The following is a 19,459-nucleotide window of genomic DNA, read 5'->3' on the forward strand; positions in this document are numbered from 1 at the left end:
ACGGCCTACTTCGGCAGCTTCGCCGTGTAGATATTTGCGGTGGACATGCGGGCGCTCACCAGCGGATTGTCTGCCGGATCGAGGCCCGCGAACTGGTAGTCGAGCGCATCGGCAAAGCGCAGATCTTCCAGCGCGGCAACCCGCTCTGACTTACCGTCGGCAACATTGACCCGATAGATCGTCTGGCTTTTTTGCACATAGGTGTGGAAATAGAGCCAGCGACTATCGTGAGACCATACCGGATCGGCTGCACTCTGCTGTGCCAGCAGTCGCCAGCTCCGGGTTGCGGTGTCATAGAGCATCACCCGGTCCATGCTGAGTGAGAGCGCGGCGATGTAGCGGCCATCCGGCGACCATCGCGGACTGAACAGATCCTGCGAACCGGGAAGCATCTCCGCTTTTCCGGTTTTCAAATCGAGCAGGTAGATGGCCTTGGACTCGGCCGCCTCCCCCATCAACGCAGGCACGCGGCCAAAGACAATTTTGCTGCCGTCAGGAGACCAGTCCGGATCCGCCTCATTCCTGGCCTCCGGCAGCAGCGCCTGCAGGTTGCCACCATCGGAATGAACCGTATAGATCTGCCATTGCTTGCCCGGCTCTCGCGCCATGAACACGATCTCTTTACTGTCCGGCGACCAGTTCATCATGAAAACCTCTACCGGTCTGCCCGTAAGCTGAATCCGCTCCGTGCCATCGGTACGGCTCCGCCACAGCGAACTGTCATTCTGGCTGATCCATGCCATCCATTCACCATCCCGGCTGAAAACAACGCGGTTGGCTGTGGTTAATGAGTCGCCAAAGGGAACAAAACTCTTGCTGGCAGAAGAGTATTGCAGCAGCTCGGAACGCGTGTCAGCGCCGATAAAGAAGATCCGGTGACCGGTACGCGCCGTGATCGGCGCTTCATACTCCAGCGGGCCGTTGGTCAACTGCACCGGCGTGTCGTGATGCTGTCGCAACATCCAGAGATTGCTCTCCCCACTGTGTGCCGACTGAAAAACGTAATCCTTGCCGTCTGGTGTCCAGCTGCCGCAGCATTCCGACCCCGGGCTGCTCCAGGAAGGCAGCAGCGGGCGCAGGCGCCGTCCATTCGCGTCCAACTGCCAGAGAGTGGTGGTGTGGTTAGCCGGGTCCAGCAGGGTAATCCGCAGCAGGCTGCCATCGGGAGACCAGCGCATCCAGAAGGGCCGTCCCGGCAAGGCTGCAAACAACGTTGCTCCGCTGCCATCCTGCTCCGCCCGATAGAGAGCGTTTCCCGAGGCATAGAGGATGTGCTGCCCGTCTGGCATCCAGGTGGCGTCATGCGCCTGGATGCTCGCAATCTGGCGCCCCGCCCCGCCCAGCGTCGGCACAACCCACAGAGTCTGCTCTACTTCCGCCGAAACATGGTTGCGGATGAGCAGCTCCGAGCCATCCGGCGAAATGTCCGCCAGCAGCGGCGCGATGATCTCGTCAGGCAGCGTAAGAGCCGTGGCCTCTCCGTCCGCAATCAGAGCCTGGGCAAGACGCGTCCTGCCGTTCTCCAGCTCCGGAAAATAGATTCGCGTGCCGTCGGTCGCCGTTGCCGGCAGGTTTTCGAGGAAGGCGTCCCCCGGCGAGATCCGCCCCGAAGAGGTGACCCGCGAAATCTCAAGGGGTGCAGGGGTGTCGCCGCCAAAGCTTTCCCCAGCCCAGAAGGCCGCAGCCAGCAGCGCAATCATTCCTGCAAGTCCCCCCGCCACAACCCAGTTGCTCCACTTCAGACGGATTGTCGAGCTGGTCTCCTGCGCGGCCGGTCGTCCTGGCTTCAGGTCATCCACCAGCGCCGGCCCGATCGAAAAGGCGGCTTCCGCTTCATAGGTCACAGGGGCGATAAAGCGATATCCCCGGCGCGCAAGCGTTTCTATGAAGCGGGGATTATCCGCCGAGTCGCCGAGGGCATCGCGGATCTTGTTGATGGCCGTTCCGAGGCTGTGTTCGAAATCGACAACGGTATCGCTGCCCCAGAGAAACTGCTGGAGCTCCTCGCGCGAGACGACCTCGCCCGCTCGTTCCAGCAGCAGGGTGAGAACCCGGAACGGCTGCGCCTGGAGACGAACTCTGATACCGGAGCGTCGCAGCTCTCCCGTCTTGAGATCTGCTTCGAAGAGTCCGAACCGTACCTTAGAGGCGTCTTGTTCCGTCTGCGGCAAATTTGCTGTTCCTGCTTCCTTCTAATCGTAACTGAGCCGTTACGTCAATTTACTCCTCCGCCTACTTTTTACCTGGATATAACTCCCAGCAACTTGCTGATAATAAATGGAATATCTGGTTAACCATCCTTGATAAAGAAAAGATTACCTGTGCATTGTCGATCGCATCTCCCAGGGTGTGAAGTGCATGAGGCTCGACCCAGCAGGACTCAACCTGGGCCCGCCGATTTGGAGGCACTACCTAATTATGTTTAAGAAGAATCTTGCGAAGGCAGCGATGTTCCTGTTCCTGCCGTTTCTTTCGCTGGCCGTATTTGCGCAGACTGATACGGCGCGCATTCAAGGCACCGTGACGGATACGAGCGGCGCGGTCATTCCCGGAGCAGCCGTTACAGTTACCAACACGGACCAGGGCACTCGCTACCCCGCCACCTCGGGTGGCAGCGGCAACTTCACCGTGAGCGGCCTGCCCCGTGGCAACTATAAGATCAAGGTCGATGCCAGCGGCTTCGCGTCAGTCGAGCAGTCCTTCGCGCTCGACGTCTCCCAGATCAAGGCGCTCGACTTCAAGCTGCAGCCCGGAGCCGCCAGCACCACCGTCACGGTAACGGATACCGCTTCGCTGATCGACCTGGCCAGTTCGTCCACTGGCGAAGTCATCAAGGGCCGCCAGATCACCCAGCTTCCCCTCAACGGCCGCAACTTCACCGGTCTGGCCCTGCTGACCCCGGGCGTAACCCGCGGCAACCCCGGCGACCAGGCGAACGGCTCCGGCGGCAACGTGGAAACCTTTCGCTACAACGACTCAGGCGGCGCCGCCCTGGCCGTGAATGGACTCCGCCCCCAGGCAAACAACTTCATCCTTGACGGCACCGACAACAACGAGTCGCTGGTAAACACCATCGTCTTCTTCACCCCCATCGACGCCACCGACGAGTTCCGCGTCAACACCAGCGTCGCTCCTGCCGAGTTCGGCCGGGCGGGCGGCGCAATCGTCGAGTCGTCCATCAAGTCCGGCACCAACGAGATTCACGGATCGGCCTTTGATTTCCTCCGCAACTCCGAGTTCGACGCCAATCCGAACTACCAGTTCCTCGGTTCAGGCTTTCAGAAGTTTCCAAACTTCATCCGCAATCAGTTTGGCGGCAGCCTCGGCATGCCGATCGTGCGCAACAAGCTCTTCATCTTCGGCGACTATCAGGGCCTGCGCGAGAAGACCGGCCTGGCGCCGTCCTTCCAGACCGTCCCAACGGCGCTGATGCGTCAAGGCAACTTCAGCGAACTGCTGACGCCCGCCAACCAGAACCTCACGACCATCCCGCAGTGCGCGATTCCCGCCGGCCAATCCTCACCCACGCCAAATGGCGAGATCTATGACCCCATCACCTGCCAGCCCTTTGCCGGCAATGTGATTCCGCAGAACCGGCTCAATGCAGCGGCGGTGAATTATCTGAACGCCTTCCCCATGCCGACGAATCCGAACCTCGTTCAGGGCAACTACGAAGCTATCCAGCACCAGATCACCGCCTTCAACGACTTCGACGTTCGCGTAGACTTCACCCCTACGGCAAAGGACCAGTTCTTTGTCCGCTACAGCTACGGGCAGGACAACTTCACCAAGTCGTCCCTCTTCCCCACGCTGCCCGCAGGCTATGCCTCAGGCCAGAACCAGAGCCATCCCCGCGGCGGCGTAGGCAGCTACACCCGGGTCTTCACGCCTAACCTGCTGAACGAGCTGCGCGTTGCCTATGTGCGGCCGGAGTTTGGCTACACGCCTCCGTTCTACGGCGTGCCGGTCTCGAAGAATCTGGGCATCGTCAACGCCAACCGCAATCCGCTCACCAGCGGCGGCGCGCTGATTGGCGACAACAACTCACAGCTCTCCTACACCGGCGACGGCGGCCCCTACCTCGTCAAGGAATACACCGCGCAGGGCCTCGACACCATCAGCTGGAACCACGGGCCGCACGCCTTCAAGTTCGGCGCCAACATCATCAACCGCCGCGTCAACTTCTTCCAGGGCAATGATTCGAAAGGCTTCTTCAGCTTCGTCAACGCAGGCAGCGGCGATCCCAACTGGACCGGCTACGATCCCTCGGAAGCACTGGTCGGCTTCTCCAACTACTCCCTCGGCGCCAGCTCCGACTTCTTCGACACCTATAACTGGGAAACGGGCTACTTCGCACAGGATGACTGGAAGATCACCAAGCGGCTGACCCTGAACCTCGGCATTCGCTATGACCTCTACACCTCGCCTTACACTGCCCACAATCAGCAGTCGAACTTCGACATCCTGAGCGGTCAGCTGCTCGTCGCCGGGCAGAACGGGCAGTCACGCAGCCAGGTCAACACCAACTACAACAACTTCGCGCCCCGGCTCGGCTTTGCCTACGATCTGTTTGGCACAGGCAACACCGTTCTCCGCGGCGGCTACGGCATGTTCTACTTCCTCGACCGTGGCGGCATCGGCAACCAGCTCAGCAATAACCCTGATTTCAACGGGACCTCGAGCTACGGCACCATTAATGGTTATCGCGTCACCTTCACCGGTCAGGGCCCTGCCTATAACAATGACAGCCGCCTCGCGACCAATCCGCTGCCTCCGCCCACCAGCACCGTCAACATCGCGAACCCGCAGAATGTCAGCGTGATCGCGCAGCTGCCCAACAATCAGACATCCACCATTCAGCAGTGGAACCTGCAGGTGCAGCAGCAGATCGGACAATCGGCAGTCACCATTGCGTACGTTGGCACGCGTGCCGACCACCTTGTCACCACCTATAACCTCAACCAGCAGCCACTCGGATACCTCGGCTACGCCAATGGATATCGACTCTACCCTGGCCTCGGAAACGGCAGTGCGACCGTTAACTCCAACAGCGGTGTGTCGAATTACAACGGCCTGCAGCTTCACTTCGAGCACCGCTTCACCGCGGGGCTGACGACCACCGCCAGCTACACCTGGTCGCACACCACGGATGACTCGGTTTCGCCGCTCGGCAACGAGTCGAATGAAATCTTCATCAACCCCATGACACGCAACGCCATGCTGAACCTGAACAAGGGCAACTCCTACCAGGATCAGCGCCACGTCTTCACCTTCAGCAACCTCTACGATTTACCCTTTGGCCGCGGACGTGAATTCCTCAGCCACATTCCCCGCGTCGTCGATTATGTAGTCGGCGGCTGGCAGTCAAACATGATCGCCCAGCTCAACACCGGCACGCCCTTCGACGTCATCGACTCGCATAACGCCCCGACGGATTATGCCAACGTCATCACCCCGCCCATCGTGACGCACAGCGCAACGAAGCCTTACTTCACGACTTCGTCCTTCGCAGCGCCAGCCGATATCGGCGGAGTTTACACGCTGCCCGGCACTGCGTCGCGCGGCATCCTGCACGGTCCTGGCAACAAGATCGTCAACTTCGCCATGCAGAAAAACATTCCGCTCACGCAGCGCATCAACACCGAGTTCCGCGCAGAGGCCTTCAACGTATTCAATACCCCTCAGTTCGGCAACCCGGATGGCAACCTCAATGACCAGAACTTCGGCCTGATCTCCGGACTCCAGTTCCAGTCCGAACGTCAGATCCAGTTCGCACTGCGCTTCACCTTCTAACTGCGGTTCCTTGCAGCGCCACGGCGGCTCCCCGGCGTGGCGCTTTTCTTTTATCCCTTTGTTCCATCTGCAATAATTCCGTCGCCGATAGAACACCGGAAAACCAACATGATTTCAAGCTGGAGTGATTTGAAGTGCATCTGATTTCCCGTTTGCAGATTGCAGCTCTTCTTGCATGTGGCTCACTTCTGCCGCATGCCGTTGCCGAGTGTAAAGCCACGGCCGGTTCCGCACCCTGTATCGACAAAATCGATCCGCCGAACTGGTGGGCGACCATGCCCGAGCCCATGTTGCTGATCCACGGCGAAAATCTTGGAGGCGCGAAGATTACCGTGGATGGCCGCCAGGTGTCGGTGGCCAGGACGCAGTTCTCTCCCAACGGCCACTGGGCATTTGTCTGGCTGCAGACCGCGGGAGCACCCGCGCAGACGCTTCACATTGCTGCTGCCTCGGCCACCGGCAAAGCTCGGGCCGATTTCCCTCTCGAGAAACGGAAACCCGCCTCCGCAGGCTTCAAGGGCTTCTCCTCTGCAGACGTCATGTACCTCGTCATGACGGACCGCTTCGCCGACGGCGATCCTTCCAACGACGACCCGGCAGCAGAGCGAGCCACGCCGCGCGGCTGGCACGGCGGCGACTTCAAGGGCATCGAGCAGCACCTTGATTATCTGCAGAAGCTCGGCATCACCACGCTCTGGACCACTCCCGTCGACAGGAACATTCCGTCGCCGCAGTCCTACCACGGCTACGGCGCGACCGATATGTACGCGGTCGATCCCCACTTCGGCACCCTGGCCGATTACCAGCAACTTGCCCGCTCACTGCATCAGCGCGGCATGAAGATCGTCTTCGATTCGGTCCCGAACCACGTTGGTCCGGCCAGTCCCTGGGTTCAGGATCCGCCGCTGCCGGACTGGTTCCACGGCACACTCGCGCATCACACCATAGCCAAGGGTGATTTCAAATCCATCCCTGATCCCCACTCCTCCTGGCAGGAGCGGCGCGACATCACTCAAGGCTGGTTCGCCAACACACTTCCAGACCTGAACCAGGAGAATCCCCTGGTCGCGAAATATCTCATCCAGAACGCCGTCTGGTGGATTGAAACCGCTGACCTCGATGGTCTGCGGATCGATACCTTCCCCTATGTGAATCGCGCCTTCTGGCACGACTTTCACGCTCAGCTGCATGCGCTCTATCCGCAGCTCACCACTGTCGGTGAAGTCTTCAACGGCAACCCCACCATCACCTCCTATTTCGCCGGCGGAGTGGAACACGACGGCATCGACACAGGCCTCTATACGCCCTTCGACTTCCCCACCTACTTCGCTCTCAGGGCAGTACTCATCAAGGGCGAGCCGATGACGAAGCTTGAAGACATCCTGCGACAGGACGAACTCTACCCTCATCCCGAGCGGCTCGTCACCTTCCTCGGCAACCATGACACCAGACGCTTTCTCAGCGAACCCGGCGCCACGCCCGCCGAGTTGAAGATGGCCTTCGGCCTGCTCGCAACCATGCGCGGCATGCCGCAAATCTACTCCGGCGATGAAATAGGCATGCTGGGCGGCGACGACCCGGAGAATCGTCACAACTTCCCCGGTGGCTTTGCCGACGGACAGCCAAGCGCCTTTGACGCGAAGACCCGCACCCCTGCCCAGCAGGAAATGCTCACCTGGGTAAGCACTCTCCTCGCCACTCGCAGCAGGCACCCAGCCCTCGAAACCGGCCAGCAGCAGGACATAGTCGATGAGGATGCAACGGCCTTCGCCTTTGTCCGTGCCGCGGATGTCTCTCACGGCTGCGATGGCAAGGAGCGTTTCCTGGTGGCCGTCAATAACGCAGGCAAGCCCCGCAACCTGAAAATCGAAACGGGGGACACTGCCCTGGCAGGCTGCTCGCGCCTCTCAGCAGTGATTGGCGCGAAGGCGGAATCGCCGATTGCGAATGGAAGTACCACTCTGGACCTTGGCCCGAAGCAGATAGTCCTCTACTCCGTGCGCTAGGCTTGCAGGTCTTCTCAGGCGGCCACGCGGCCGCCTGAGATTTTTTCAGATCACAACACGCACGCGCTTTTGATGAGATGTGTGGCCCAGCATAACCTCGACATTTCGCTTCGGCACATCCAGATACTCCGCCAGCACAGCGCAGACCTCATCATTCGCCTTGCCCTTTTCCGGCGGCGCAGCGACCTTGATCTTCAATGCGCCGTTCGCCATCCTCTCGGCGACTCCGCTCACAGGCGCTCGCGGTATCACCTTGATCTCAAGGATCAGTGAGCCCTCCCGCACCAGCCTGGCGCGTAACTCGGCTGAATTCTCAGCGGACTTGAACCTGCTCATCTCATGTTCCTTTCCCTGAATCGTCTCACGAGGGGGTTCACACCTTTCGTCAGGGAACCGGCGAGCCTGCGGTTGCGTATTTTGAATAGCAGCCATGGCTTCCACTGAAAAATGGCTGCCGGGCTGCTTGCGCCTGGAGGTTGCCGCGAAATGATGAAATTTCTGCTTCTATGTCTCCTTCTGTTCTTCTGCTGGCCATTGGCTCTGGTCGCAGTCGTGCTCTATCCCATCGTATGGCTGCTGTTGCTACCGTTCCGGCTTGTCGGAATCGCGGTCCATGGAGTCCTTGAGCTGGTTGCTGCCATCATCCTGCTGCCTGCTCGTATGATCCGGGCCATCTGAGCTTCGCGCATGGCTGGGCTCAGAATGGCATCCGCACCGTAAAGATGAGCCCGTGGTTGAAGGTGTGGAACTGCGAGGTCGCAATCTGGATACCTGACCCGACCACCAGCGCAATACGATTGTGCAACGGGAAGCGTCCGATCAGACCCGGCGTAGCGAAGTTCTGCATCTTGCCATCATTCGCCCCGCCGTTGAACCAGGTCGAGTTGAACTCAAGCTCCGGCCAAAGATAAACGCCCGCGTGATACTGGAGTGCCGTGTTCCAGGTGACCGGACGACCGATCGTATCGACATTATGGACCGGCAACGCCGCCCCTAGGGTAGATTGGACATCCCACCGTCCGTATCCTTTCCCTGCGGCAATCGTCGGACTCACAATCGCATCCGTCGCACCATTCTTGTAGCTGCCGGTCGGAATACTGCCTGCGAGAAACGCCGTCACAATGCCGTTACTGTGCTGTTCATTGCTCGCATAGAAGCGGTACTTCATCAGGAAGCTTTCGTCTCCGGCTCCATCCTTCACCGTCGGCGAGTTGTGCTGCAGATACGGCGGCACATTGACGATAAATTCCAGGCGACGCTGCGGAATCAGTTCCAGCCCCTTGCCGTTGTCATAGTTCCAGGTCGTCGTCCCGTTAGGCTGGATCTGCCGCAGCACATCCGCGCGAAGCTCCTGCTCCAGGCGAGGCGTAATCGTGACCAGAGGCGTGACCCAGTGAGGCTGCTCGGCCTGCGTCTTGATAACCCGCTGCTGCCAATGATCCAGAAAGGCCGTCTGCGCAGACAGGGCCTGCACACAGGCACACCCCAGGAATCCCAGCAAGAGAGGAACGTACGTTTTTATCCGCATCAAGTCGATAATATAGGACGATTTAATCTTCATCTAATGAGGCCCGACTCACCCCTCGCTGCACGCCTCATCACGGCTGTTTATCGCATCGATGGAGCGCATTGATGCCCGTGTTTAACGGCGTAAAATGTTTCCAGCAGCGTGCTATCGCCACGCGGTTCGGATAAAAGGATTTTCCACCATGAGTGAATCGAACGAGGAAGAAGAGAAGCGCCAGCCAATATTCGGGCGATTCTCCCGACGGTCGTTTCTATCGCAGCTCGGCGCAGCCGGAATTGCTGCGACCACGGCGCCGCTGGCTCACGCCATGGACGGAGCTGCGCAGGCTGAGCCGGCAACCTCAGCCCCGGCGGCTGCTCCCGGCACCGTCCCCGTCACTCTCAGCGTCAACGGCAAGGCGCATAAGCTGCACCTCGAACCTCGCGTGACTCTGCTCGATGCGCTGCGTGAGAACCTTGCGATGCCCGGAACCAAAAAGGGCTGCGACCACGGACAATGCGGCATCTTCCTCGACCATCCGGACACCAACCTGAATCCGCTCGGCGCGCGCGGCGTCGGCGAGGTCGGATTGACCGGCGTAGCCTCGGCGCTCACCATGGCCGTCCATCACGCGACTGGCGTGCGCGTACGCAATCTGCCGATCCGTATCGAGGACCTGCTTGCCTGAACTACGGCAAATGCTTGCTCTCTGGCGCGCTGCGAAAGCGCGCGGAGAGGACATCTGTGTAGCTACCGTCGTTGGAGTGTCCGGCTCGGCCTATCGCAAGCCGGGCACGCGCATGCTTATCACCAGCGGCGGCAGTCGCTCCGGCACCATCAGCGGCGGATGCCTGGAGTCAGAAGTCGGCAAACGGGCCTGGTGGCTTACCTCACATGGGGCAGCGTTAGAGAGCTACAACAGCTTCTTCGATGAGGACACGCAGACCATGCAGGGGCTCGGCTGCGGCGGCACGGTCACGCTGCTGCTCGAGCGCGGCCCTGCAGCGGATGCCGCGATGCTGGCTCTCGCCTGTGCAGTCGAGCTCAGGAACCCCGTCGTGCTGGTCTATTCGCTGCATCCTTCTCCAGGCTTGCTCCACTGCGAGAGCGCCACCCATGACGTCTTCTTCAGCACAGAATATTTTCGCGGCGTGGAGACTGCGTTCGCCGAGCGCCGTTCTTTCACCGTCGAGGAGCCGGGACGCAAGCTGTTCATTGAATACCTCGCACCGCCACCCGCCGTCTGGATTTTCGGCGCAGGTGACGATGCCATGCCGCTCGCCGAGCTGGCGAACTCGCTCGACTGGCATGTGACCGTAGCCGATGGGCGGTCGCATCTGGCGCGCGCAGAGCGCTTTCCATCGGCACGGGTGCTTACGCTCGACCTCACCCAGCTCGATCTCACAATCAAGCCGGAGGATGCCGCCGTCGTCATGACTCACAGCTACGAACAGGACCGCAGACTCCTGCCGGCGCTGCTCTCCGTCGCCCCGCGATATCTCGGCGTGCTCGGACCACGCAAACGCACAGCGCAACTCATCCGCGAAGCTGCCGCAAAACTTGGCCTTGCGGAAGCAGACTGCATGACCCGGCTGCACTCGCCCGCAGGTCTCAATCTCGGCGGCGCATCCCCCGCCGCTGTTGCCCTCTCGATCGTCGCGGAAATGCAGTCTCACTTTGCCGGGCGTGCCGCGGCATTCTCGCGGAACAGCGCGGAAGCAATCTGTGTTTGAAGACTCCTGCGCTGCTTTGATCCTTGCTGCCGGCGCCTCAAAGCGCCTCGGCCATCCCAAACAGCTTCTCCGTCTCAACGGCGAAACGCTGCTCCATCGAGCCGCCCGGCTGGCGACTGAAGCAGGCTGCTCTCCGGTCGTGGTGGTGCTCGGATACGAGGCCGAGATGCTCATCCCCGATCTCGAAGGACTCAATGTTCAGCGGGTGATCAATCAGAACTGGCAGCAGGGCATGGGCTCCTCACTCGCCTGTGGGATTGCGGCCATTGAAGATGCTCAGGATGCACTGTTGATGGTCTGCGATCAGGTCCGGCTGACGCGTGCGGACCTTACTCATCTGCTCGATCTTCACCGGCGCTCGGCTGCCTCGCTCACGGTTTCCAGCTACGCCGGCAGGCTGGGAGTTCCTGCTGTTTTTTCGCGCAGCTACTTTCCCTCACTTGCCGCGCTCAGTGGAGATCGCGGCGCGCGCGACATAATCGAGCGCAACCGCAGTCGCGCCGCGATCTATGACTTTCCCGATGGTGCGGAAGATGTGGATAACGCTGCAGACTGGCAGCGGCTCGCGGACCCGTGAGATTACGACACCCTGGATGCTGAAAGGGGCATCGGTCATCCCGATGCCCCTTTCATTTTCTCCTGCTGGATTACTGCAGCAGCGTCCCGTTCTCCGGCTCGACCTTTGCCTCTTCCGGAGGAATGACTACTGCCGCCGCGACCTTGTCATCTTCCTCAAGGTTCAGCAGCTTGACGCCCTGGGTGGAGCGGCCCGCTGCGCGAACGGTCTTGGTATCGATGCGGATGATCTTGCCATACTGACTGATCACCATCAGCTCCGATGTTTCATCGACCAGCTGGATGGCAGTGACCTTGCCATTGCGCGACGTGGTCTTCACGTTGATGACCCCCTTGCCACCGCGCGTCTGCAGACGATATTCGTCCACATCCGTGCGCTTGCCAAAGCCGTTCGCGGTGACGGACAGAATCAGGCAGGCGCAGTTCGCACCCTCCGTATCGAGCTTGCGCTCCTTGGGAGTCGCAGCCAGCCCGACCACGTAGTCATTCTTGCCCAGATCGATGCCGCGCACGCCATAGGCCGGGCGCCCCATCGAGCGAACGTCGTTTTCGTCAAAGCGGATAGCCATGCCTTCGTGCGTCGCCAGGAAGACGACCTGGCTGCCATCCGTTAGGCGAACGCCGATCAACTCATCATCGTCGTCGATGCCGATAGCGATGATGCCACGCGCCATGACATTTGAAAAGTCCTTGAGCGGAGTCTTCTTCACCGTGCCGTTGCGCGTCGCGAAGAAGAGGAACTTACCCTCTTCCGTCAGGTTGCGAACCGGCAGGATGTTGCGAACGGTCTCGCCCGGCTGCAGGTTCAGCAGGCTCGCCATCGACTTGCCCTTGCCCGCTGCGCCGACGTCCGGCACCTCGTAAACCTTGAGCCAGTAGACACGACCCTTGTTCGTGAAGCAGAGCAGGTAAGCATGGGTTGAGTCGACAATCAGCTGCTGCACGAAGTCTTCCTCGCGCGTCTTCATGCCGAGTCGTCCCGTGCCGCCGCGCCGCTGCTGGCGATAGATGGAGATCGGTGTCCGCTTCAAATATCCGGAGTGCGAAACCGTGACCGCAACCTGCTCATCGGCAATCAGATCTTCCAGCTGCAGCTCTGCCGTTTCGTCGAGGATCTGCGTACGGCGCTCATCGCCGTAATCCTTGCGGACCTGCTCCAGCTCCTTGACGATCACCGAGCGCAGCTTCTTCTCTGAAGCGAGAATCGACTCGTACTCGGCAATGCGCTCGCGGACTTCACCAAGCTCCTTCAGCAGCTCGTCGATCGAGAGCTGCGTCAGGCGATACAGTTGCAGTTCGAGAACGGCATCGATCTGGCGATAGCTCATGCCCGGCTCGACCATGAGGTTGGTCGTGTCCTTGTCGAGCTTGATGATGATTTCCGTCCCCAGCGACCAGGTGCGGAGGTTCTCGCGCGCTTCAGCCCTTGAGCCTGATCCACGAATGATGCGGATGACCGTATCGAGATTGTCGAGCGCAATCTTGTAGCCTTCGAGGATGTGTTCCCGCTCGCGCGCTTTGCGCAGCAGGAAGGCCGTGCGCCGGCGCACCACATCGACGCGGTGGTCGATGAAGTGGCGAATCGCATCCGCCAGCGGTAGCTCACGCGGCTGGCCGTTGACCACGGCCAGGAAGATCATCGAGAAACTCTCCTGCATCTGGGTGTGCTTGTAGAGCTGGTTGAGCACGATCTGCGCTTCCGCACCGCGCTTCAACTCGATGACAATGCGCATCCCGTCGCGATCGCTCTCATCGCGCACGTCTGAGATGTCGTCGATAATCTTTTCATTCACCAGGTCGGCGATGCGCTCAATCAGCTTCGACTTGTTCACCTGGTAGGGAATTTCATTGACGATGATGGCCGAGCGTCCCTGCGTGATCTGCTCGATGGCGCACTTGGCGCGCATCAGGAAACGACCGCGGCCCGTCTTGTACGCATTGGCAATGCCGCTGCGGCCATAGATGAATCCGCCCGTTGGGAAATCCGGACCCTGCACATGCTTGAGCACTTCGAGCAGTCCCGCGTTCGGGTCGTTCACCATCTCAATGGCAGCGTTGATGACCTCTGTCAGATTGTGCGGCGGGATGTTCGTCGCCATGCCAACCGCGATGCCATTCGATCCGTTGACTATGAGGTTCGGAATGCGCGTCGGCAGCACCGAAGGCTCAAAAGTCGACTCGTCGTAGTTCGGAACGAAGTCGACCGTCTCCTGGTCAATATCCGCCAGCAATTCACCGGCAATGCGCATCATGCGGCATTCGGTGTAACGCATGGCAGCCGGGGGATCCCCATCGACCGAGCCGAAGTTGCCCTGGCCGTCGACCATCGGGTACCGCAGGCTGAACGGCTGCGACAAACGCACCAGCGTGTCATAGATCGACGCATCGCCATGGGGATGGTACACACCCATCGTCTGTCCAACGACCTTCGCGCACTTCGTATATTTCTTGTTGTGCTGCAGGCCCATCTCGTGCAGCGTGTAGAGCACACGGCGATGCACGGGCTTGAGTCCGTCGCGCACGTCAGGCAACGCGCGCCCGATGATGACCGACATCGAGTAGTCCAGATACGACCGGCGCATCTCGTCTTCAATGTTGATGGGGACGATGCTTGCTGCGCCGATGGGGCCGCCCGGGCCGTCGCCGCCGTTGCCAAGGGGGAGTTGTGGGTTCTGTTCGTCTGCCATAAAATTACTTAACTCTATGATACTGAAATAGTTAGCCCATAACAACCGCCATTAGCCCATTAGACTCAGCGACTTGCGGAGAGGCATTTTCCGCCTTCGGAAAATTCTCGTCCTACCGCCGCTGGCAAACCCCCATTCTTGCGATCAAAAGCATTTCCCAGGACACCCCGGCACGTTCGTTGGCATCGTAATTAATAGGAAAGATGCCAACCAGGCTGTGAGGGAACGAATGGCACTCGAAACAACAAGAACCTCAACTGAATCTTCTTCTGTTGTTACCGGATTTTTCAAGAACGGTGACGATGCCCACAAGGCTATCAACGAGCTTCTGGATGAGGGCTTCCGCACCAGTGAAATCGGCGCGGTCTTTCACACCACAGGAAGTTATGACAGCGGCGCCGGCCCGACAGGAGCCAAAGATATCCGCACGGAGGGGAGTCCGGGGACAGTGGGCTCAGGCTCGGGCATCTCCGGCGCAGCTTCAGATACCTCAGGGGTCACTCCCGCCGGTCTCTCTACTGGCTCGGGCACCACAACCGCTGGAGCCGGTCGGCCTATGCCGAGCGGTGAACTCAAGCACACCGGCCTTCCCAGCGAACTCAGCCATGAAACGGCACGCAGCGCACCGGGAGCCATCCCGGCAACAGGCGGTTTGCATGAACAGCCGAGGGCCAGGACGGGTACTCACTCCGGCGGCTGGCTTGAGAAACTGAAGAACACCTTTAGCAGTAGCGAGCCGCCACCTGCAGGGGAGTCTCTCGTGAACAAGACCAGCATGAATTTCGGCACTGGTGAGGGACACCTCGGAGCCGTTCAGCCTGAATACGAATATGACTATTCCGGCTCGGCATTCGAGAGCTCCTTCTCAGGAATGGGAGTCGGGCAGGAACGCTCTCGCTATCTGGCTTCAGAACTGGCCGGTGGTGGAGCGGTGATCACGATCAATGCCGCAGGCAAGGCAGCTTCTGCTGAGCGCGTCATTGAACGCAATCATGGTTCTGTCCGCCACACCGCCCCAATCAGCGGAAATGCTGGCTGGCCCGAGGGAAACGCTAACAGGGTTCATGTATTTGGTTCCGTGCAGCGCTCCTATCCGAGCTTTCTAGGGAAACAAGCGGATGCAACCACCAGAAAAGCATCCTGACACTTGGTCAATCAATCAAAAGGCCCCGTCGCAGTCTCCTGCGACGGGGCCTTTCAGTTTAGGCAGGGTCCGCCTTTAGCGAGGCGCGACCCGGCCATTATGCTTTTCGCGATAGATCTGCCGGCTGGCATTATTCTGCCTCCGGTTGATATTCTGCCGCTCCTGGGGCGTCAGGCGTCCCCCGTTCGCCCGCCGATCCTGCGTGATGGAGCGGTTGATATTGGCCTGGCGATTTTCCGCCCTCGCCGCCTCCCGGGCATTCATCTGTCCGCTGTTAATTCCCTGAGCGATACGACCCTGCTCGTTAAACCGGCGGCCGTTGATCCGATTCATAGCCACGTTCCGCGGATGTCCTCCATTCACTGAGGCCAGCTGATTGCGGTCGATGGCTGCGTTCTGCTGATGAGACAGCTGTTCGCCCGTTGGCTGGAAATGTTGCTCCCGCATCGCAGACTGCTCCTGGGCAGTTGGACGCGCCTCAACGCCGCCCGGCCCGTTGTAGCTGACGCGATTGATGGTTGTGTTGCGAATGACGGTTCTATCCACGTACGTGTTGTGAATCACCGTCTGGTTCACGTTGACCACAGCCGTGTTGTAGCGAAATACTCCGCCCTGCCATACGCCACCGCCAAACCCTACGCCGCCGTAGCCAAACCCATAGTTCACTCCGCCATAGAAGCCGACATGCGGCCCCCAGTAGCCCGGATGCCACTGGTAGACGCCCGCGCCAAAGCCCCAGTAGCCCGGCGTCCACAGATAGCCAACGCGCGGAGGCGCAACCCACACCCCGGGAACCCAGTAGTAGCCCGCAGGACCATAGGCCCAATAGCCAGGCGTCCACAGATAGCCAGGGGTAGGACAAGCTGGCTGCGCGTAAACAGGCAGCGGGGGAGGCGCAACGTTGATGGAGACGAACACTCCCGCAAAGGAGACCGATGACAGCCCCGTCAGCAGCAAAGCGAGCAACAGATACCGAACCGTAAGAAGCTTCTTCATTGCGATAACCCACCCTCCGTAGATGGCCAGCAGCCGTGCGGCTGACTGTTCCGTATTTACAGAGAGCTCAAACGCAGCCTCGTCAGAAATGTTGCTGCTTTCTTCGAACTTCTTCTTGAGGCCATCAATCTGACCGTAATGGGCAAAAACCAGAGAACCTCAGCGTAGACCATGCACATGCGATGGAGAGGGCAAGTCACCGCCGGAGACGCGACCAGGCCAACCTAAGTTAAAATTGCGAAGCAGGGCCTATAGCTCAATTGGTTAGAGCAGCGGACTCATAATCCGTTGGTTCCAGGTTCAAGTCCTGGTGGGCCCACCATATCTCCTCAATAGCCACCCGAGGTACAGTGCGCAGTCGCTGCACTGCCCCGGAGTTACGCTTGGCGACCCTTGTAAAGACCGATCTCGGGAAATGGAAGGCGGTTATCCGCAAAACCGGATGGCCCACTGCTTCGAAGACGTTTCGGACTAAACGAGACGCCGAGGACTGGGCGCGCCGTACTGAGGATGACATGGTGCGGGGTGCGTGTATCCAGCGAGCGTCCGCGGATCGCATGACGGTCGAAGATGCCCTGAAGCGCTATCTCGCAGAGGTAACACCGACGAAACGCCCGACCTCTCAAAATTCCGACAACAAGCGTTCCAAAATTCTGGTCGAGCATCTGGGTAAATATTCTCTCGCCGCTCTCACGCCGGAGATCATTGCCAAGTTTCGCGAAGCGCGCCTTGCCGGCGAGGATCGCAAAGACGCAAAGGGTAACCCACCGGCCCGCTCACGCTGCGCATCTATCCTCCAGCCGACCCCGCAACGCCCTGCACTGGCGAGGTGTACAGCGATGACGGGCACAGCTTCAGCCACAAGCACGGCGATCTTGCTCGGATCAAGTTCACATGCATGCGCGAGCCGGGCGGATCCATGCGCGTCACGATTGCTCCTCAGCAAGGGAAATTTAAGCCTTGGTGGCAAAGCTACAAAATTGAGGTTTATGGTTGGAAGCCGTCGCAGCATACGGCAACGGCCGCTCGCAACTACACACTAAAAGCTGCCGGTACGGCGTGGACACTGACGGTGCCTGCGGAACCGGCTGGCGAGACAGTACAACTTCGCTAGCTCGCTGGCTTCAACACGAGCCAGAGCATTTTCAACAAACCGCTCTGGATACCCATGTACTTAAACGACCATGAGGTGTGCCCTTGTTGCAACGTTTTTCCTACCGAACAGCTCTATGGACGATCGCGGCGGATACCACGGCTACGCGGCGACGGATCAGTACGCCGTAGACCCGCATTTCGGGAGCCTCGCGGAGCTACAGGAACTTGCGAACGCCCTGCATGCGCGCGGAATGAAGCTGGTTCTCGATACAGTCCCGAATCACGTCGGCCCCCATCACCCATGGGTACATGATGAGCCTGCGGCAAACTGGTTTCACGGAACACTAGCGCACCACCTCACCGCGAGCTTCGACTTTTCCATGCTCATCAATCCACACGCACCCGAGCGTGATCGCGACCCAATATTGCACGGCTGGTTTGCCAATTCTCTTCCAGACATGAATACCGACGACCCCACCGTCTCCCAGTACCTGCGGCAGAACACCGTCTGGTGGATAGAAGAGACCGGCGCCGACGCGCTGCGTATCGACACCTTTGCGTTTGTCAACCGAGGTTTCTGGAACGACTTCCACGCGGAGCTTCATCTTCTGTTTCCGCGACTGACGGATGTAGGAGAGGTCTTCGACCAGCATCCGGAGATCACGTCTTCGTTTGCGGGCGGTGTGACGCGCGCCGGAATCGACACCGGCCTCTACACGCCGTTCGATTTTCCAACCTATTTCGCCACGCGCGAGGTATTCGGAGAAGGCAAGCCGATGAGCACGCTTGCGCAGGTGCTTGCATCGGACGCGCTCTTTCCGCATCCTGAGCGTCTGGTGCCATTTCTGGGCAATCACGACACCAGTCGCTTCGCCACAGCCGTGCCCGATACCGATGCACAAAGGCTGGCGATCGCATACCTGCTGACCACGCGTGGAATGCCGCAGATCTATGCAGGCGATGAAATCGCGATGAAAGGAGGCGGGGACCCCGGCAATCGCGTGGACTTCCCCGGCGGCTTTGAGGCAGGGCCAGAGCAGGGCGCTTTCACCGAAAGCACCCGCACGCCCGAACAGCAGGCGACCTGGTCATGGTTCCAGCAACTGCTGAAGCTGCGCCGTGAGCATGCTCCGCTGGCGTGCGGGGCGGAACAGGTGCTCGATGCAGGGCCGAACGACCTCGTCTACATACGCAAAGGCACGTCTGCCTGTTCGGCAATGGATCGAAAGTCGGGCGAAGATGGCGATTTCATCGTGTTACAGCGCGCCGCAGACCCCGCGGCACATTCATTGATGATTGAGTTGAAAAATACCGCGGCCGAGGGGTGCACGCCGTCAGTGCCGGTCCTGGGGCAAGCCGCCTTCAAGCAGCACGACACCCAACTGACCATCAACCCTTCCACGGATGTAGTTATCCTGCCATGCCGGTTCGAGCGGCGCTGAACTTCCAGAGGCTGCCGGGCTTGGTCAATCGGGGACTTGCGAACTCAATAATGACGCTGAGAGGGTCTGATCTTTTGAGGTCACCGCACTCGTTTCCCTGCGCTTGGGAGCTTCTTAAGCGCGGCTTTGCTGGGGGCCGTGCATAGTCTGGTGTTCGCCAGCTGAACTACCTGCTTTTTGCCGTCTCTAGGTCGCCCGAGATGAAGGCGGCAATTCCCTGCGCACCTTCTTCCCACGTGGACCGCGCTTGTGCCGCGTCGTAATTAGTCTCCAGCATTCCACGAATGGTGAAGATGCGGAGCTTGGTTTCCGCGTCTTCAGCTTCGGGCCTTCTTAGGTCTTCGGTCAGTTGGACGATTTTGCCCCTGATACTTCCCGATTCGTCGGGTGGGATCTGACTCACCTGCGCATACAACGCCTTCGAGGGCTGCTTCTGAGCGGCAAAGAGATGCTGTGCTTTTTCGTACAAAGGCTGAGCGT

At 59.7% G+C, this 19,459-nt stretch carries 15 protein-coding genes and 1 tRNA gene; 10 read left to right on the top strand and 6 right to left on the bottom strand.

Going from position 1 to position 19,459, the window contains the following annotated elements:
• Positions 1 to 5 precede the first annotated feature (5 nt).
• On the bottom strand, positions 6 to 2,171 hold the full coding sequence (locus tag C7378_RS10070; RefSeq protein ID WP_243648177.1) for a winged helix-turn-helix domain-containing protein: 2,166 nt from the start codon (positions 2,169 to 2,171) through the stop codon (positions 6 to 8).
• 247 nt (positions 2,172 to 2,418) lie between these two features.
• Here C7378_RS10070 and C7378_RS10075 point away from each other — a divergent pair, with 247 nt between their 5' ends.
• Positions 2,419 to 5,793, top strand: coding sequence for a TonB-dependent receptor (locus tag C7378_RS10075; RefSeq protein WP_131995815.1), 3,375 nt, complete (start codon positions 2,419 to 2,421; stop codon positions 5,791 to 5,793).
• Positions 5,794 to 5,927: 134 nt separating this feature from the next.
• Positions 5,928 to 7,799, top strand: coding sequence for an alpha-amylase family glycosyl hydrolase (locus tag C7378_RS10080; RefSeq protein ID WP_243648178.1), 1,872 nt, complete (start codon positions 5,928 to 5,930; stop codon positions 7,797 to 7,799).
• A gap of 45 nt (positions 7,800 to 7,844) precedes the next feature.
• Here C7378_RS10080 and C7378_RS10085 read toward each other — a convergent pair whose 3' ends face one another.
• On the bottom strand, positions 7,845 to 8,135 hold the full coding sequence (locus tag C7378_RS10085) for a DUF167 domain-containing protein (protein ID WP_165876743.1): 291 nt from the start codon (positions 8,133 to 8,135) through the stop codon (positions 7,845 to 7,847).
• Positions 8,136 to 8,285: 150 nt separating this feature from the next.
• Between C7378_RS10085 and C7378_RS10090 the strand changes: the two genes are divergently transcribed.
• Positions 8,286 to 8,477 (top strand): hypothetical protein, encoded by a 192-nt coding sequence (locus tag C7378_RS10090; protein WP_131995821.1) that lies wholly within the window; start codon positions 8,286 to 8,288, stop codon positions 8,475 to 8,477.
• A 19-nt stretch (positions 8,478 to 8,496) separates the two neighbouring features.
• Here the strand turns inward: C7378_RS10090 and C7378_RS10095 are convergent, their stop codons facing one another.
• Positions 8,497 to 9,360, bottom strand: a complete 864-nt coding sequence (locus C7378_RS10095; RefSeq protein ID WP_131995824.1) for a hypothetical protein — start codon at positions 9,358 to 9,360, stop codon at positions 8,497 to 8,499.
• A gap of 148 nt (positions 9,361 to 9,508) precedes the next feature.
• Here C7378_RS10095 and C7378_RS10100 point away from each other — a divergent pair, with 148 nt between their 5' ends.
• The 3 genes from C7378_RS10100 to C7378_RS10110 are packed head-to-tail and all read left to right on the top strand — an operon-like array spanning position 9,509 to position 11,616.
• Entirely contained in the window at positions 9,509 to 9,994 is a 486-nt protein-coding gene (locus C7378_RS10100; RefSeq protein WP_165876741.1) for a twin-arginine translocation signal domain-containing protein, read from the top strand.
• A gap of 10 nt (positions 9,995 to 10,004) precedes the next feature.
• The gene (locus tag C7378_RS10105; RefSeq protein ID WP_131995830.1) at positions 10,005 to 11,039 is read left to right on the top strand and encodes an XdhC family protein; all 1,035 of its coding nucleotides are present in this window, start codon (positions 10,005 to 10,007) and stop codon (positions 11,037 to 11,039) included.
• Positions 11,032 to 11,616, top strand: coding sequence for a nucleotidyltransferase family protein (locus C7378_RS10110; RefSeq protein WP_207901400.1), 585 nt, complete (start codon positions 11,032 to 11,034; stop codon positions 11,614 to 11,616). The genes C7378_RS10105 and C7378_RS10110 overlap by 8 nt, the downstream gene beginning before the upstream one ends.
• A gap of 70 nt (positions 11,617 to 11,686) precedes the next feature.
• Here C7378_RS10110 and gyrA read toward each other — a convergent pair whose 3' ends face one another.
• The gene (gene gyrA / locus C7378_RS10115; RefSeq protein WP_131995836.1) at positions 11,687 to 14,302 is read right to left on the bottom strand and encodes a DNA gyrase subunit A; all 2,616 of its coding nucleotides are present in this window, start codon (positions 14,300 to 14,302) and stop codon (positions 11,687 to 11,689) included.
• A gap of 229 nt (positions 14,303 to 14,531) precedes the next feature.
• Here gyrA and C7378_RS10120 point away from each other — a divergent pair, with 229 nt between their 5' ends.
• Positions 14,532 to 15,446 (top strand): hypothetical protein, encoded by a 915-nt coding sequence (locus tag C7378_RS10120; RefSeq protein WP_131995839.1) that lies wholly within the window; start codon positions 14,532 to 14,534, stop codon positions 15,444 to 15,446.
• Positions 15,447 to 15,521: 75 nt separating this feature from the next.
• Here C7378_RS10120 and C7378_RS10125 read toward each other — a convergent pair whose 3' ends face one another.
• Complete coding sequence (locus C7378_RS10125; RefSeq protein WP_131995842.1) at positions 15,522 to 16,442, bottom strand: YXWGXW repeat-containing protein; 921 nt, start codon at positions 16,440 to 16,442, stop codon at positions 15,522 to 15,524.
• A 245-nt stretch (positions 16,443 to 16,687) separates the two neighbouring features.
• Between C7378_RS10125 and C7378_RS10130 the strand changes: the two genes are divergently transcribed.
• From C7378_RS10130 to C7378_RS10145, 3 genes are all read left to right on the top strand, one after another.
• Positions 16,688 to 16,764, top strand: a tRNA-Ile gene (locus C7378_RS10130).
• 507 nt (positions 16,765 to 17,271) lie between these two features.
• On the top strand, positions 17,272 to 17,556 hold the full coding sequence (locus tag C7378_RS10140; RefSeq protein WP_243648179.1) for a DUF5110 domain-containing protein: 285 nt from the start codon (positions 17,272 to 17,274) through the stop codon (positions 17,554 to 17,556).
• Between the two features lie 115 nt (positions 17,557 to 17,671).
• Positions 17,672 to 18,979, top strand: coding sequence for an alpha-amylase family glycosyl hydrolase (locus C7378_RS10145; protein WP_243648180.1), 1,308 nt, complete (start codon positions 17,672 to 17,674; stop codon positions 18,977 to 18,979).
• Positions 18,980 to 19,145: 166 nt separating this feature from the next.
• Here the strand turns inward: C7378_RS10145 and C7378_RS10150 are convergent, their stop codons facing one another.
• Positions 19,146 to 19,448 (bottom strand): hypothetical protein, encoded by a 303-nt coding sequence (locus C7378_RS10150; protein WP_131995848.1) that lies wholly within the window; start codon positions 19,446 to 19,448, stop codon positions 19,146 to 19,148.
• Positions 19,449 to 19,459: the final 11 nt, after the last annotated feature.

It is taken from the genome of Acidipila rosea, from assembly GCF_004339725.1.
In the GTDB taxonomy this organism is placed as follows: Bacteria; Acidobacteriota; Terriglobia; order Terriglobales; family Acidobacteriaceae; genus Acidipila; species Acidipila rosea.

What these genes read in the sequence shown, in the direction of transcription:
- C7378_RS10085 (WP_165876743.1), bottom strand. Translation starts at nt 8,135, where the DNA reads ATGAGCAGGTTCAAGTCCGCTGAGAATTCAGCCGAGTTACGCGCCAGG.
- C7378_RS10090 (WP_131995821.1), top strand. Translation starts at nt 8,286, where the DNA reads ATGATGAAATTTCTGCTTCTATGTCTCCTTCTGTTCTTCTGCTGGCCA.
- C7378_RS10145 (WP_243648180.1), top strand. Translation starts at nt 17,672, where the DNA reads ATGGACGATCGCGGCGGATACCACGGCTACGCGGCGACGGATCAGTAC.
- C7378_RS10075 (WP_131995815.1), top strand. Translation starts at nt 2,419, where the DNA reads ATGTTTAAGAAGAATCTTGCGAAGGCAGCGATGTTCCTGTTCCTGCCG.
- gyrA (WP_131995836.1), bottom strand. Translation starts at nt 14,302, where the DNA reads ATGGCAGACGAACAGAACCCACAACTCCCCCTTGGCAACGGCGGCGAC.
- C7378_RS10125 (WP_131995842.1), bottom strand. Translation starts at nt 16,442, where the DNA reads ATGAAGAAGCTTCTTACGGTTCGGTATCTGTTGCTCGCTTTGCTGCTG.
- C7378_RS10120 (WP_131995839.1), top strand. Translation starts at nt 14,532, where the DNA reads ATGGCACTCGAAACAACAAGAACCTCAACTGAATCTTCTTCTGTTGTT.
- C7378_RS10100 (WP_165876741.1), top strand. Translation starts at nt 9,509, where the DNA reads ATGAGTGAATCGAACGAGGAAGAAGAGAAGCGCCAGCCAATATTCGGG.
- C7378_RS10095 (WP_131995824.1), bottom strand. Translation starts at nt 9,360, where the DNA reads ATGAAGATTAAATCGTCCTATATTATCGACTTGATGCGGATAAAAACG.
- C7378_RS10105 (WP_131995830.1), top strand. Translation starts at nt 10,005, where the DNA reads ATGCTTGCTCTCTGGCGCGCTGCGAAAGCGCGCGGAGAGGACATCTGT.